Here is a 14,410-nt window from a genome sequence, read left to right on the forward strand (position 1 = left end):
GGAGGGTTAAACGGAAACCCGGCGTTTTGCCGGGTTTTTTGTATTTGCTCGTCAGACTCTGGAACGATTGGCTGTAGGGCTTTTCGAACGTCATACACTCCACGAGATCACGAGGTTTGCCATGACTCCCGAAACTGAAGGCAAGGAAGAGAAGGGCCCGAGTGGACTGCCGTATATCAATGATCCGGGGAATGAAGATCCGGGGTCGTTGATGGATGATGCGACAGTGCCGTTGAATGATTCGGATGAGGCGGATATGGAGTATGAAGAGGATGAGGATGAGCAGTGAACGATGGGCAGCACCAGTTTTTATCACACGCATTTAGTATTTTCTGGGCCTAAATTTTTAGGCCCTTTGAACGGCGCTAGACCAGTGCTGGCTCAGAATAAGACATCAATTCTCTGCGCAGTGATCTTCACGAACTGCCCATTGAGATGCGGATAATCGAAGTGAATATCCTGATCTGAAAATTCAATAATTGAACGGAAAATGTCGTCTTCCATGTAACCGTAAATGTCACACGAAAAACCCTTGTCGAGCATTTCGATACGGGCTTCTTCATTCTCTATTTTTACGATATCTAATTCTTCAGGTAAGACCATTTCGAACTCAACCTCGTAGTTTTTGCCAACTTCAATGACAGGCGGGCAGTAACCTGCGAAACATTTGATGTTGACGCCTTGAATGTTGAGCACGATCAGCTCTTCGATGATTGGGTCAATTTCAATAATTTGTACGAGATATTTCTTAGTCATACGCCGGTCTCACTGTTTTATCTTGTCCCTGACCATTTATGGTTCGCCAAAATTCTTTACCGCTCTTGGAGTGCAACGTTGTAATTTCGTTATCCTTGTTAGTCCCTACAAAAGCGAATTTTGCATCTCCTTTTCGATTATTTCCCATAAAAAGAAAAAAGCCTGAACGACGTTCTCCCTTGTAAGAATATTCCACACGAGTCCCCTGACTGACAACGTCGCGAGCTATCTGTAAATACTCCTCTTTATGCTCAGCCCTGAACTCGGCACCGTGTTTTTCAAAATGCCCAGCAAGCTTCTCGTCACTACCAAAATCCTTTGGCAGTGTTTTTGGCGCCGGGACCTTGGGCTCTCCTTTATCAACAACCGAGTCTTTAGCGGCACCCGGCACCTCACAACCCGGCTTATTCGGCGGCGGACAGTTCGACGTCAACCCCAACGGATCCACCCACCCCGTCGGATTCGGCACGTACTGGTACTGATTCAGCCCACCGGCCAACTTGATCGGATCCGGCGTCAGATACCGCCCCAGCCGCGGGTCGTAATACCGATGGCGGTTGTAATGCAGCCCGCTTTCCCCATCGAAATACTGCCCCTGAAAGCGCAGCGGCTGGTTCAGGTAGTCCTCGCCGGCCAGGGTCAGCGCGGCGACTTTGCCGTAGGCGTCGTATTGCGCGGACCAGGCGATGGCGCCGCTGTAGTCGGTGAGTTCCTGCGGGGTGCCGAGGTGGTCGAGTTGGTAGTAGAAGGGGCAGGCTTTTTGCGGACCTTTGCCGTCGAGCAGCGCGAGGGGGCGAAAGGTGCCGGGTTCGTAAACGTAGCTGCGGTATTCGCGTTCGCTGCTTTCGGCGACGAGCTGGTCGCCTTGCCAGAAGAATTCGGTGGTTTCGCCGTCGACGGTTTTGCTGATGCGCCGGCCGAAGGCGTCGTACTTGTAAGACGCGGTCTGGCCGTCGGGGCGGGTCAGGCCGATCAGGCGGTGCTGGCAGTCGTAGCGGTATTCGGTGATGAGGGTTTGCGCGCGGCCACGGCGTTCGCGGATCAGGTTGCCGAAGGCGTCGTAGTCATAGTGGCGGTCGCCCTGCATCAGCAGGCGATTGCCTTTGATCTGGCTGGGGCCGGGGCGGTCCTGCATCAGCAGGTTGCCGGCCGGGTCGTGGGCGAAGGATTCCGGCAGTTCGTCGCGCGAGTGGCGTACGCGGATGAGGCGGTCGAGGGCGTCGTAGCCGTAGGTGCGCTGGCCGTGGCGGCTGTCGGCGATGTGCGCGAGATTGCCGTTGGCGTTGTAGGCATAATCGCGGCGGTACAGCGCAGCGCGCTGATGGCCTACGGCATGGGCGAGTAATCGTCCCTGTTCGTCGTACGAATATTCGCTGAGCAGCAAACCCTGCTGGCGTTGCAGTTCGCGTCCGCACTGGTAGACGTGGCGGGTCAGCGGTGCGCCGTTGAGGTCGATGCCGGTCAGCGCGCCGCCCTTGGCGTGGTGGTAGTCGAGCAGACTGTTGTCCGGCAGGCGCATGCGCTTGAGCTGGCCGCAGGCGTCGTAGCGGTAGCGCAGAGTGCCCCAGCCCTGATGTTCGGTGATCAAGCGGTCCTGACGGTCGTATTCGAAGGCCAACGGGTGTTGCTGGCCGTCGTCGAGGCCGATCAAACGGCCCAGGCGGTCGTATTGATAAGAAACCTTGGTGCCGTCGGGCAGGGTCTTGACCTGCAGGCGCCCGGCAGCATCGCGCTTATAAGCGGTGACCAAACAAGAGCCGTCATCACCGAACTCGGTCTTTTCCAGCAGATGGCCGTTGAGGTCATAGGCATACGCGGTACGGCGGCCATCAAAACCGCTTTCCTGACGAATCAGCCCGGTCGGCGTGTAGTCCAGCCGATACTTTTCCCCCGATTCGTTTTCAATCTCGGTGAGCAGCAGTTGCGCATGGTCGTAGCGGTACTGCACTTGCGTGCCGTCAGGGTTGATCCGCCGCGAGACCAGGTGCAGGTCATCGTCATATTCATAACGAGTAATGCGCCCCAGCTCATCGCGCTCGGCAGTGACCTGACCGTAGGCGCCGTAGCTGTAGGCGCGGGTGCTGCCGGTAGGAAATGTCGTCTGAATCAGTCGGCCGACGGCGTCCCAATGCTGACGGGTGACCGCACCGTGTTCATCGGCGGTGGTGGTCCGCCGCCCCAGCGCATCGTAGGAAAAACGCCGTACGCCTCCGTCGGGCAAGGTCTCTTCAATGAGTTGGCCGAGGGCATTCCAGACCAGCCGATGGCGACTGCTGTCCGGATAGCGGATCGACAGCAACTGGCCACGGGTGTCGTAGTAGTAATGGGTGACCTGACCCTCGGGGTCGACCGCTTCGGTGACATCGCCTTCGGCATTGCGCCGGTAGATCCACACCGCGTCGCCACGCGAACGCCGATGCAGGAAACCGTTGCGATACTCGTAGGACGTGGGCGCGTCCTCCGGTGGAATCAGCGCGATCAGCCGTCCGACCTCGTCATAGCGGTACTCGGTGACCGCGCCCAAGGCATCCTGCTCGGCGATCAAACGCCCCGAGGAGTCATAGGCCTTGAGCTGTTCGCCGCCATCCGCCTCGACCTTGCGCACCAGCCGCGCACGCTCGTCGTGAACGTAAGTTTCTTCGGTGCCATCGACGTAATGCACCACGACACTGCCGTCATCGTTCCAGACGTAGCGCGTGTCCATCTGCGAAAACGACGCCCAGTGGCGCACGCGACGCGCAGCCTTGCCGGTACGCTCCCACTCCCAAAAGAAACTCGCGCCGCCAGCCAGTTGCCGCTGCAGAATCACGTGGGCGTCGTCGTAGTCGTAGCGCTCGCTGTCACCGACGGCGTTAGTCGCTTCGATCAGGTGCTGATAAGCGTCGTAGCGGTAACTGACCAGCGCTTGTTCAGTCACCCACTCCGCGTGCTGAAAAACCTGGTAATCGACACCAACCAACTGCGCCCGGTCATACCGCAACAGCAGCGAACGCCCGGCGCCGTTGTCCAGTCGCTGCACCCGGTCAGACCGATCGCGCTGCACCGTCAGACGGTTGCCATAGGCATCACTGATCGCCGTCAGCCGTCCTGCGCGAAAGTGATAAAACCGTGCCGTATCCCCAGCCAGCGCGAGGATCAGTTCTTCCGGTTCATCACCCAGAAAGATCGCCGCCCGCGACAAACTGTTGTGAATCGCCGGTCGCTCGCTACTCGGCAACGGAAAACGGGTGCGGCGGTTTTCATGGTCGACCCAAACAACCTCATCAGCGAAAAATTCCAGCCGATGCGCCAGCGAATGACTCCAGCCAAACCCCAACCCGACATCGATCTCGGCGGCACTGCTGCGATACAACCGGCTGAACTCAAACGGCAACACGCCATCGAGCACCGCATCGGTCAGGGTCAGCAGTTCTTCGCCGGTGACCATCGACACCGGACAGCCGTTGGTGCAAGTCAGCGGCACGCAATCGGCGCTGTCGCCGTTGGGGTTTTTCGCCTGATCAGGCGAGTCGTCGTGAGGCTCGTGCCGTTCCAACCGGCTCGAACCGCCAGGCTTGTCCCGCACCACAGGCGCCGGATTCGGCACCGTCAACACCCGCGAATCGGCCTGGCGAATGTTCAGCGGTATCGACGGTGTCGGTTTCAACTCAACGTCACGCGCGTGAAACATCAGCGGCTTCAACGCGCGCGCGTGTTTGTTCAGTTCCGGCGCTGACGTCAGTTCCGCGAGTCGCAACGCTGAAGCCGCCAACCATTGCCGAGCGCGCGGCGACTTGATCTTCGCCAGCACCTTGCTGCTCAAGCGCAGTGGCACGCCGACGCCGCCAGACAATCCCGTCAGCAGAAAGCTGATCAGCAGTTCGACCCGCACCTCGGCCACCACTTCGGCCAGGTATTGCGGCGGCAGCATCTTCAGCCAACTGCTGAACGCGGCCAGATGAATGAACAGCAACGGTTCGTCACTGAGGATCAGCAGACCGTTGGCGATGGCGTCGCTGGACGCCTGTAGTAGCGCTTCCAGTTCAGCGTCGCTGAGGTACTCCAGCAATTTTTCACTGTTGGCCTGCAAGTCGGCGAGGAGGGCAAAGAGCTGCTTGATGTCATCCCAGACGCCGTTCAGGGCTTTCTCGAACCCGCGCCAGTCGGCCTGTTGCAACTGACCGTAACGCTCAAGAAACCCGGCGCTGGAAAACTCCGTCCACTGTGGTTGAAACCCTGCCCACTCAGCGCGCAGCCAGCCTTCCAGGCCTGCAATGACGCCCTCATAAGAGGCATACAGAGCACGCACATGGTCGGTGGACACATCGGGAAAGAAGGTGATGCGATAACGCTGGCCCCGCTCGCAGTCAGTCACCTCCAGAATGCCGCTGGGGCCGATGATGTGGTGCAGCGCTTCGCCAAAGGCCAGCACACCGCCGACATCGGTTATCACCGGTTCGAGCGTCACCGGCGTGTCGCCGATCGGCACGAACCGCGCGGCGTCGAACATGTGCACCAGCGTCAGCGACCCGCTGGCCGGGCACATGACCACCGATGAACTGAGCGGTTGGCGCGACTTGATCGGCGCGCTGAGGCGCACGTCGTTGCCGACGGTGAAGACCTGCTCGACATCCAGCGCGGTTCCTGTCCAGAACTGCTCGGCCCAGACCTCGTAGTTGTTCAGGCACAGGCGGAACTCGCGGATCAGGTGTTCGAAGTCCGGCTCATCGGGATTCAGGGCGGCAACGACCAGCAGGCCGATGCTGTTGTTCAGAGCCAGAAGCCGATCGGGTTGAAACATTGGCAGGCACTCGCGCACAGGAAAAAAGAGGTGCGCGGACTTTGCGGGGGATCAAACAGGAAAGAAGTCGGGCGAGTAGGCGTTATCTGTAGGATGTTTCGCTAAATGTCTGCGAGTAGTTCATCACCCAACAAACATTGCCCGTTGCTCAATGTCCGTCGTGCTCGTTATGCTGCTGAACCCTTTAATCAGATCCGAGCAGCGGCGTCACCTGCCGCCTGGGATGTCTTTGTTAACGGATCCGATGATGAATGCACCGCTAAAGGCGTTCGGCCCGATCAAGGCCGTGATTTTCGATATGGACGGTTTGCTGCTGGACACCGAGGGCATTTACACCGAAGTCACCTCGCTGATTGCCGGGCGCTACGGGCGAACCTTCGACTGGAGCATCAAGCAGAACATCATTGGTCGCGGGGCCAACGATCTGGCGAACTACGTGGTGCAGGCACTGGATCTGCCGATCACCGCTGAAGAGTTTCTGGTCATCCGTGAACCGCTGATGCGTGAGCGCTTCCCCACCGCGCAAGCGATGCCGGGGGCCGAGGAACTGATCCGTCACCTCAAGGCGCACAATATTCCCATCGCCGTGGGCACCAGTTCGTCGCGGCAATCGTTCGGGCAAAAAACCACACTGCACCGCGACTGGTTCGCGCTGTTCGACTTCATCGTCACGGCAGACGATCCGGAAGTCGGCGCGGCGAAACCGGCGCCGGATATCTTCCTGACCGCTGCCCGCCGTCTGGGTGTGGCACCTGAGGACTGCCTGGTGTTCGAGGATTCGCCGTTTGGCGTGACCGCAGCAAAAGCGGCGGGCATGACAGCTATCGCCATCCCCGATGCCGCCATGGCCGATGAAAAGTACGCACACGCTGACGGGATTCTTCGTTCCCTGAAAGCGTTCACGCCGAGTGCCTGTGGGTTGCCGGCGCTGGAATGGGCGTAAGCATCTGAGACAAAAAAACGCCGCCCCTGTGTAAAAAGAGGGGCGGCGTTTTTCGTTCAGTCGACTCAGATAAATCAGGCGCCGAAACCACCGTCGATGGTCAGGCTGGCACCGGTGATGTAACCGGCTTCCGGACCTGCCAGATAGGCAACGAAACTGGCGATTTCTTCGGCTTTACCGTAACGACCGACGGCCATCAGCGGAATCAGGCTTTCGGCGAAATCACCGTGCGCCGGGTTCATGTCGGTATCAACCGGACCTGGTTGCACGTTATTGACGGTGATGCCGCGTGGGCCGAGGTCGCGGGCCAGGCCTTTGGTCAAACCGACCAGCGCCGATTTGCTCATCGCATACACACCGCCACCGGCGAAGGGCATGCGGTCGGCGTTGGTGCTGCCGATGTTGATGATGCGTGCGCCTTCGCCCATGTGTTTAGCGGCTTCCTGGGAAGCGATGAATACGCTGCGAATGTTGATCGCCACGGTCTGGTCGAAGTCTTCGAGTTTGAAGTCTTCCAGTGGTGCAACGGCCAGTACACCAGCGTTGTTGACCAGAATGTCGACTCGGCCAAAAGCTTCGACGGTAGCGCTGACGGCGTGGCGGATGGCGCCGGCATCGGCGCTGTCGGCCTTGATTGCCAAAGCTTTGCCGCCGTTGCCGGTAATGCTGTTCTGCAATTCTTCGGCTTTGGCGGTGGAGCTGACGTAGGTGAAGGCTACAGCGGCGCCTTCAGCGGCCAGGCGTTTGACGATGGCAGCGCCGATACCACGGGAACCGCCTTGAATCAGAGCGACTTTACCGCTGAGGTGTTGAGTGGTCATGTTCGATCTCCAAAGTGTTCAAGGCGGGAATGCCTTGGTGTTGGTGGCGAGTATCGGCGCGCTATCGACAACTGTGTAGACCATGATTGCTATAGTCTGTGTAAACCAAAAGTTTATAGTGGCGACCATGGAAACTTTCAGCAGCATTGAATGCTTCGTGCGCAGTGCCGAAGTCGGCAGCTTTGCCGAGGCCGCACGACGTTTAAGTCTGACCCCGGCGGCCGTCGGCAAGAGCGTCGCCAAACTCGAGGTGCGGCTCGGCGTGCGGCTGTTCCAGCGTAGTACACGCAGCCTGACACTGACTGAGGCCGGACAACTGTTTCTGGATCAAGTCAGCGGGAGCCTGACCACCATTCAAAATGCCGTGGCCAACTTGTCCAGTGTCGAAGGGCTTCCGGCGGGGACGCTGAAAGTCAGCATGGGCGCCGCGTTTGGTTGCCTGCATATCGTGCCGATGCTGGGTGAGTTCCTGCGGCGCTATCCCGCGATCAATCCGGACTGGCATTTCGATAATCGACAAGTCGACCTGATCGGGCAGGGCTTCGATGCGGCCATTGGTGGCGGCTTCGAATTACCGCCAGGCGTGATCGCGCGCAAGCTGAGTCCGGCGCACCGGGTATTGGTCGCTTCCACCGACTATCTACAGGCCAATTCGCCGATCATCGAGCCGGACGACCTTAATCATCACGACGGTATTCTGATCCGCTCGCCGCAAACCGGGCGCGTGCGTTCCTGGCAACTGGTCGGGCGCAATCCGCAAAACTGTCGGCCGTTGATGCTGAAGGCACGGATGACCATGAGTGATTCCGAGGCCGCTTGCAGAACGGCAGCACAAGGTTTGGGCATCGCGCTGGTGAGCATGCCGTTTGCGGTGGGGTATCTGCAGGCGGGGACGTTGCAGCGGGTGCTGCCGGACTGGTTCGTCGATGACGGCAACATTTCGATTTACTACGCCGAGCATAAATTGTTGCCGGGCAAGACGCGGGCGTTTGTCGATTTTGTGATTGAGCAGTTTGCCGAGCGGGGGTTGGCGCGGCGGTTTAGTGCGATTTGAGCATGGCTCCAGACCGAGTCGCTGCTTTCGCGAGCAAACTCGCTCCCACAGGTTTTGGTGTTGTGCACAAAATCTGTGGGCAACTCAGTACCTGTGGGAGCAAGCTCGCTCGCGAAGAACGATAACGCGGTCTACCGGGCAAACCGCCCCGGCCAGCCAATGATGTTCTTCGGCCGTGGCGTCGCATAAGTCCGCACCTTCGACGTCGACAAGCGCAACCGCACCAGCGATTCCGCAATGGTCACCGCCGCCGTCACCCCGTCCACCACTGGCACGCCAGTGCGTCGACGAATCTGCTCATCCAGCCCGGCCATGCCGCCGCAACCCAGGCAAATCACCTCGGCTTTGTCCTGGGTCACCGCCAGTTCAGCCTGATGCACGATCGCTTCCAGCGCACGCTGCGGTTCGTGCTCCAGCTCCAGAACGGCCAGTCCACTGGCCCGTACCGAGGCACAACGATCCCACAGGCCTGAGAGTTTCAGCCGATCCTCGATCAGCGGCACGGTGCGATCCAGAGTAGTCACCACCGAATAGGCATGGCCGAGAAACATCGCCGTACTCGCTGCCGCATCGGTGATATCCACCACGGGCACATTGAGCAATTCCTGCAAACCTTCACGGCCGTGTTCGCCATAACCGGCCTGGATCACCGCATCGAACGGTTGATCGTAGGACATCACCCGGTCCATCACCGCGATGGCCGCCAGATAGCTTTCAAAGTTGCCTTCAATCGAGTCGGCACCGAAGTACGGCGTCAAACCGACGATTTCGGTACCGGGTGAGGCAACAGCCTGCGCCGAACGGGCGATGGCCTCGGTGATGGATTCGGTGGTGTTGACGTTGACCACGAGAATGCGCATGGGGAAATCCTTATAGCGGGCAGTTCTGCGGCCCGAAGTCCGGGCCGCGAGGGAGTTAATGGCAGACGTTGTCGACAGCGATCGATTCGCCGCTGATGTCGGCGTAGTGCGGTTGGCGTTTTGCGATGATCAGATAAAGCATTCCGGCGATCCCGGCGCCGATCAGCCAGGAGAATGGCGAGACGCTGTGGAAGCCCGGGACCAGCGCCAGGACGATGGCAATCAACGCCGCAGGAATAAAAGCCGCCACCGCGCGGAAATTGACGCCTCGGCTGTAGTAATAAGCGCCGTTGGGATCTTCGCTATAAAGCTGCGGGACATTGATCCGGCCTTTGCGGATCAGCCAGTAGTCGACCATGATCACGCCGTACAACGGGCCGAGCAGGGCGCCGAGGCCAGACAGGAAGTACACGATCACCAACGGGCTGTTGTAGAGATTCCACGGCAGGATCAACACGGCGATGGTGGCGCTGATCAGCCCGGCGCGGCGGAAGGTCAGGTACTTCGGCGCCAGGTTGCTGAGCACGAAGGCCGGGGCGACGAAGTTGGCCATGATGTTCACCGCGACAGTGACGATCAGGAATGCCAGGCAACCGAGCACGAGGAAGAAGGTGTTGGGAATTGAGGCGATGATCTCGGTCGGGCTCTCGATGATCCGGCCATTGATCTGAAATTGCGCACCACACAGCAGAACAGTAATCGCAGCGAACACCAGAATATTCACCGGCAAACCCCAGAAGTTTCCTACCTTGATGGTCTTGCGGCACGGTGAAGAGCGGGCGAAGTCGCAGAAATTCAGAATCAGCGTGCCGTAGATCGCCAGCCACAGCGCGCCGCCGGCAAAGATGTTGCGCCACATCTCGCCACCGCTCAGCGGTTCGCGGATCGACCAGGCGATGGTCGCGTCGGCCTGCAAGTACATCCACGCGGCGAGGGCGGCCACGGTCAGCAGAATCACCGGCCCGGCAAACGCTTCGTAACGGCGAACCATCTCCATGCCATAGGCCAGAATCGCCAGTTGCACGAACCAGATCGCCACGAAGCACACCCAACCCAGCGTCGACAGGCCAAGAATCGAGTTGTGGTCATATTCGGCGAAGCCCGGATGCACGGCAGTCAGCAGTACGCGGAACACCACTGACGCCAGATACGTCTGAATCCCGAACCAGGCAATGGCGATAACTGCCCGGATCAGTGCAGGAATTTGCGCGCCGTGAATGCCGAAACTGATCCGGCTGATCACCGGAAACGGCACGCCGGTTTTCTGCCCCATGTAACCGGACAGGTTCATGAAGAAATACACCAGCGCTGCGCCGATCCCCAGCGACAGCAGAATCTGCCAGCCGCCCAGACCCAAGGCGTAGAGGCCGATGGCGAATGAGTAGTTGGCGATGTTGTGCACGTCATTCGTCCACAGGGCGAAGATGCTGTATTTGCCCCAGCGCCGACCTTCGGCCTTGGTCGGCGCGAGATCGCTGTTGTGCAGGCGCGGACTGAGTTGCAACGGCTCGCTCAGACCGTCATGAGGTAACGGTTGAGCGGGGGCAGAGGCGGGCAGATTCAGCGCGATGTTGTTGGAGAGACTTGTACGCATTCCGGCAGGCTCCTGATGTTCAAGGCTGCGATGACTGTGCGTAAGCCGTCAGGCTCGACAAATCTTCGTCGCAGCAGTGAAAACATCACTGGTTACGGGGCATCTGCAGCCTGTACGGGATAGGGCGCTTCAGGCTTGCGGATCGAAAGTGGTTTTATGTTTTGCAGTTTTGTATACAAAACATGTATGCACTAAAGCCAGATTTGTGCCAGTTGCAGATCTATAGGCGGCCGTATTCATTTCGAATAGTTATCGAAGTGCGCTAAGTGTCTGAAACTAAGTGGTTAAAAATTGACCGTTTGAACAGGTATTTATTTCAGGCGGGGAATTTTGTCGGCAGACGCCGAGACAGGATTTTCAGGAGAAATGTAACTTTTCAGGGCGTGGAAACAAAAAAGTGCACACATAAATGGCACCGATGGTGACATTTGTGTGTACACATTTTTTGAGTCGCTAGAAACCCCTGTAGGAGTGAGCCTGCTCGCGATAGCGGTGTATCAGCCAAAAAATTCATCGACTGAAACACCGCTATCGCGAGCAGGCTCACTCCTACAAGGGGAGATCAGCGTGGCATGGGTTTACGCCTTGCTGATGATGTTCCCGGCATGCAACCCGCACTCTTTCTGCGTCGCCTCCTCCCACCACCAGCGGCCTTCGCGCTCGTGCTGGTTCGGCAGGACAGGGCGGGTGCACGGTTCGCAGCCGATGCTGATGAAACCGCGCTCATGCAGGCTGTTGTACGGCAGCTCGAGCATACGGATGTAACCCCAGATCTCTTCGCTGGTCATCTGCGCCAACGGGTTGAACTTGTACAGGGTTCGCTCGGCTGTGGAGAACGCGGTATCGATTTCCATCACCGCCACGGCACTACGAGTGCCCGGGCTCTGGTCGCGACGCTGGCCGGTGGCCCAGGCTTTGACGCCGGACAGCTTACGCCGCAGCGGCTCGATCTTGCGGATACCGCAGCATTCACCGTGGCCGTCCTTGTAGAAACTGAACAGGCCTTTTTCCTTCACGAACGGTTCCAGCTTCGTGTAGTCCGGCGACACCAGTTCGATGTCGATCTTGTAGTGCTCGCGCACCTGATCGATGAATCGGTAGGTCTCCGGGTGCAGGCGGCCGGTGTCGAGGCTGAACACCTTGACGTTCTTGTTGAGCTTCCAGGCCATGTCCACCAGCACCACATCCTCGGCGCCGCTGAAAGATATCCACAAGTCATCGCCGAACTCGGCAAACGCGAGTTTGAGAATGTCCTGAGCGGATTTATTGGCATAGGTCGTGGCGAGTTCCACGACGTCGAACGTTGCACTCATCAGGGCGGCTTCCTACAGGTCGGTGGCGCTGGGCGCTCTATATGGCGGCGATCTTAACAAAAAGCTGCGTCTGGCGGGGCTTGCTGTGCGTTGCGCAGGCGCGGGTGAGCCGCTAGAGTTCGGCCTCGCTCGACTCAAATAATCAATACAAACGGGAGTGTCTTGTGGAAATTGCTTGCCTGGATCTTGAAGGGGTGTTGGTGCCGGAAATCTGGATCGCCTTCGCCGAAAAAACCGGAATCGAATCCCTCAAGGCCACCACCCGGGACATTCCCGATTACGACGTGCTGATGAAACAGCGTCTGCGCATCCTCGATGAGCACGGCTTGAAGCTGTCGGACATTCAGGAAGTGATCGCCACACTGAAGCCGCTGGACGGCGCGGTGGAGTTCGTCAACTGGCTGCGCGAGCGCTTTCAGGTGGTGATTCTGTCGGATACGTTTTACGAGTTCTCACAGCCGCTGATGCGCCAGTTGGGCTTCCCGACATTGCTTTGTCATCGCCTGATTACTGACGAAACCGGGCGGGTGACCAGCTATCAGTTGCGCCAGAAAGATCCCAAGCGCCAGTCGGTGCTGGCGTTCAAGAGCCTGTATTACCGGGTGATTGCGGCAGGGGATTCGTATAACGATACGACAATGCTGGGCGAGGCGGACGCGGGGATTCTGTTCCATGCGCCGGAGAATGTGATTCGCGAGTTTCCGCAATTTCCGGCAGTGCACAGCTTTGCCGAGTTGAAGCAGGAATTCCTCAAAGCTTCCAATCGCGACCTCAGCCTCTAATTCCAATCCTTGTAGGAGCTGCCGAAGGCTCGGGCCGCGATCGGACGATCTTTTGACCTGGTTTGTCAGGATGAAGATCAAAAGATCGCAGCCTTCGGCAGCTCCTACAGGGAAATGTCAGAGGTTCTGCAGGGTTTCGAGGAGGATTCTGACTTTGGTAATCGACTCCTGATACTCGGCCTGCCAGTCCGAATCGGCAACAATCCCGCCACCCCCCCAGCAACACACCTGTCCATCCTTGACCAGCAGACTGCGGATTGCGATGGAACTGTCCATCTCGCCGCGCACGTCCAGGTACAGCAACGACCCGCAATACAACCCGCGCCGGGTTGGCTCCAGCTCATCGATGATCTGCATCGCGCGAATCTTCGGCGCACCGGTGATCGAGCCGCCGGGGAAACTGCCGGCGATCAAATCCAATGCATCGCGGCCATCGGCCAGTTCGCCGGTCACGCTGCTGACCAAGTGATGCACGTTCGGATAGCTTTCCAGACTGAACAGCTCCGGCACCCGCACCGAACCGATGCGGCAGGTGCGCCCGAGGTCGTTGCGCAGCAGGTCGACGATCATCAGGTTTTCCGCACGATCCTTGGGGCTGGCCAACAGTTCGGTGGCGTTGGCGGCATCTTCGGAGGGTGTCAGGCCACGCGGGCGAGTACCTTTGATCGGACGGGTTTCAACCTGACGCTGGCTGACTTTGACGAAGCGCTCGGGTGACAGGCTCAACACGGCGCCGCCATCGGGCAGACTCTGGAATCCGGAAAACGGTGTCGGACAGGCTTCGCGCAATTTGCAGTACGCCAGCCACGGATCACCCTGGCACGCAGCGCGGAAGCGCTGGGCGAAGTTGACCTGATAGCAGTCGCCGGCCTGGATGTAATGCTGAATGCGTTCGAACGCCTGGCGATAATCCTCGGGCGAGAGGTCGGCGGTCATCGGGTTGTTCAGTTTGAACGGTACCAATGTGTCAGCGTGTGGCTGAGTGAACAGCGCGATCAGCCGTTGCTTCTCGCTGTCGTTCACGCAAGGGTGGAACACCAATTGGCTGGTAGCCGTTTGGTGATCGCTGATCAGCGCCCAGTCGTACAGACCAAAACGTGCATCCGGCAACTGCAAATCATCGCGGGCCCGGCTCGGCAGGTCTTCCAGGTGCCTACCGAAGTCGTAGCTCAGGTAACCGATCAAGCCGCCGGCGAATGGCAGTGCGAAACCCGCTGGCAAATCAGCTTCGCCCAGACGGCGCAAATTGTCGCGCAGACGTTGCAGGAAATGACTGCCGCTCTCGTTCGGCAACACTGCCAGTTGTTGCAGCGGCCAGGCGCTGAGCAAGTCATAACGGCCACGGTCGGCACTTGGCCGGCCACTGTCGAGCAGCACGGCGCCGGGGGCACTGCGGATGGCCGCGAAGTAGTCGGCGGAATTGGCGCGGTAGGGCAGCGGGTGTACGGAACAGGTCAACATGGGCGGGGCAGATCGGCCGTTGAGGCGGGGTGGGGATTGTAGTCCT

The 14,410-nt window shown here is 58.9% G+C and carries 12 protein-coding genes and 1 pseudogene; 4 read left to right on the forward strand and 9 right to left on the reverse strand.

What is annotated here, in order from left to right; translation table 11 throughout:
* The first annotated feature begins 121 nt into the window (after positions 1 to 121).
* The gene (locus P3G59_RS09535; RefSeq protein WP_277761333.1) at positions 122 to 289 is read left to right on the forward strand and encodes a hypothetical protein; all 168 of its coding nucleotides are present in this window, start codon (positions 122 to 124) and stop codon (positions 287 to 289) included.
* A 92-nt stretch (positions 290 to 381) separates the two neighbouring features.
* Here P3G59_RS09535 and P3G59_RS09540 read toward each other — a convergent pair whose 3' ends face one another.
* The 4 genes and pseudogenes from P3G59_RS09540 to P3G59_RS29460 form a co-directional block, all read right to left on the reverse strand.
* Positions 382 to 756 carry a hypothetical protein gene (locus P3G59_RS09540; protein WP_277761334.1) on the reverse strand — a complete coding sequence of 125 codons (375 nt, stop codon included), beginning with the start codon at positions 754 to 756 and terminating at the stop codon, positions 382 to 384.
* Complete coding sequence (locus P3G59_RS09545; protein WP_347276973.1) at positions 749 to 2,782, reverse strand: RHS repeat-associated core domain-containing protein; 2,034 nt, start codon at positions 2,780 to 2,782, stop codon at positions 749 to 751. The genes P3G59_RS09540 and P3G59_RS09545 overlap by 8 nt, the downstream gene beginning before the upstream one ends.
* Before the next feature lies 1 nt (position 2,783).
* A complete protein-coding gene (locus tag P3G59_RS09550; protein ID WP_277762127.1) occupies positions 2,784 to 2,885 on the reverse strand; it encodes a hypothetical protein in 102 nt (33 codons plus the stop codon).
* Between the two features lie 191 nt (positions 2,886 to 3,076).
* Positions 3,077 to 5,536 (reverse strand): annotated as a pseudogene (locus P3G59_RS29460) (DUF6531 domain-containing protein); the annotation flags it as partial.
* A 247-nt stretch (positions 5,537 to 5,783) separates the two neighbouring features.
* Here P3G59_RS29460 and P3G59_RS09560 point away from each other — a divergent pair.
* Positions 5,784 to 6,479, forward strand: coding sequence for an HAD-IA family hydrolase (locus P3G59_RS09560; protein WP_277761335.1), 696 nt, complete (start codon positions 5,784 to 5,786; stop codon positions 6,477 to 6,479).
* Between the two features lie 74 nt (positions 6,480 to 6,553).
* On the opposite strand, the gene P3G59_RS09565 is transcribed toward P3G59_RS09560, so the two are convergent.
* Positions 6,554 to 7,300, reverse strand: a complete 747-nt coding sequence (locus tag P3G59_RS09565; RefSeq protein WP_277761336.1) for a 3-oxoacyl-ACP reductase family protein — start codon at positions 7,298 to 7,300, stop codon at positions 6,554 to 6,556.
* Positions 7,301 to 7,427: 127 nt separating this feature from the next.
* Between P3G59_RS09565 and P3G59_RS09570 the strand changes: the two genes are divergently transcribed.
* A complete protein-coding gene (locus P3G59_RS09570; protein ID WP_277761337.1) occupies positions 7,428 to 8,354 on the forward strand; it encodes a LysR family transcriptional regulator in 927 nt (308 codons plus the stop codon).
* A gap of 131 nt (positions 8,355 to 8,485) precedes the next feature.
* Here P3G59_RS09570 and P3G59_RS09575 read toward each other — a convergent pair whose 3' ends face one another.
* The 3 genes from P3G59_RS09575 to P3G59_RS09585 all read right to left on the reverse strand — a co-directional run bounded on the left by P3G59_RS09575 (position 8,486) and on the right by P3G59_RS09585 (position 12,121).
* A complete protein-coding gene (locus P3G59_RS09575; RefSeq protein ID WP_007916448.1) occupies positions 8,486 to 9,214 on the reverse strand; it encodes an aspartate/glutamate racemase family protein in 729 nt (242 codons plus the stop codon).
* Positions 9,215 to 9,269: 55 nt separating this feature from the next.
* A complete protein-coding gene (locus tag P3G59_RS09580; protein WP_277761338.1) occupies positions 9,270 to 10,808 on the reverse strand; it encodes an NCS1 family nucleobase:cation symporter-1 in 1,539 nt (512 codons plus the stop codon).
* 578 nt (positions 10,809 to 11,386) lie between these two features.
* Positions 11,387 to 12,121 (reverse strand): phosphoadenylyl-sulfate reductase, encoded by a 735-nt coding sequence (locus tag P3G59_RS09585; RefSeq protein ID WP_277761339.1) that lies wholly within the window; start codon positions 12,119 to 12,121, stop codon positions 11,387 to 11,389.
* A gap of 164 nt (positions 12,122 to 12,285) precedes the next feature.
* On the opposite strand from P3G59_RS09585, the gene thrH reads away from it, so the two are divergent.
* The gene (gene thrH, locus P3G59_RS09590) at positions 12,286 to 12,903 is read left to right on the forward strand and encodes a bifunctional phosphoserine phosphatase/homoserine phosphotransferase ThrH (protein ID WP_122842767.1); all 618 of its coding nucleotides are present in this window, start codon (positions 12,286 to 12,288) and stop codon (positions 12,901 to 12,903) included.
* Between the two features lie 117 nt (positions 12,904 to 13,020).
* Here the strand turns inward: thrH and pabB are convergent, their stop codons facing one another.
* The gene (pabB, locus tag P3G59_RS09595; RefSeq protein ID WP_277761340.1) at positions 13,021 to 14,364 is read right to left on the reverse strand and encodes an aminodeoxychorismate synthase component I; all 1,344 of its coding nucleotides are present in this window, start codon (positions 14,362 to 14,364) and stop codon (positions 13,021 to 13,023) included.
* Positions 14,365 to 14,410 lie beyond the last annotated feature (46 nt).

The organism is Pseudomonas sp. A34-9 (assembly GCF_029543085.1).
Classification (GTDB): domain Bacteria; phylum Pseudomonadota; class Gammaproteobacteria; order Pseudomonadales; family Pseudomonadaceae; genus Aquipseudomonas.

Excerpts from the sequence above, each read along its gene's own strand:
- P3G59_RS09535 (WP_277761333.1), top strand. The coding sequence starts at position 122 with ATGACTCCCGAAACTGAAGGCAAGGAAGAGAAGGGCCCGAGTGGACTG.
- P3G59_RS09540 (WP_277761334.1), bottom strand. The coding sequence starts at position 756 with ATGACTAAGAAATATCTCGTACAAATTATTGAAATTGACCCAATCATC.
- P3G59_RS09560 (WP_277761335.1), top strand. The coding sequence starts at position 5,784 with ATGAATGCACCGCTAAAGGCGTTCGGCCCGATCAAGGCCGTGATTTTC.
- P3G59_RS09565 (WP_277761336.1), bottom strand. The coding sequence starts at position 7,300 with ATGACCACTCAACACCTCAGCGGTAAAGTCGCTCTGATTCAAGGCGGT.
- P3G59_RS09570 (WP_277761337.1), top strand. The coding sequence starts at position 7,428 with ATGGAAACTTTCAGCAGCATTGAATGCTTCGTGCGCAGTGCCGAAGTC.
- P3G59_RS09575 (WP_007916448.1), bottom strand. The coding sequence starts at position 9,214 with ATGCGCATTCTCGTGGTCAACGTCAACACCACCGAATCCATCACCGAG.
- P3G59_RS09580 (WP_277761338.1), bottom strand. The coding sequence starts at position 10,808 with ATGCGTACAAGTCTCTCCAACAACATCGCGCTGAATCTGCCCGCCTCT.
- P3G59_RS09585 (WP_277761339.1), bottom strand. The coding sequence starts at position 12,121 with ATGAGTGCAACGTTCGACGTCGTGGAACTCGCCACGACCTATGCCAAT.
- pabB (WP_277761340.1), bottom strand. The coding sequence starts at position 14,364 with ATGTTGACCTGTTCCGTACACCCGCTGCCCTACCGCGCCAATTCCGCC.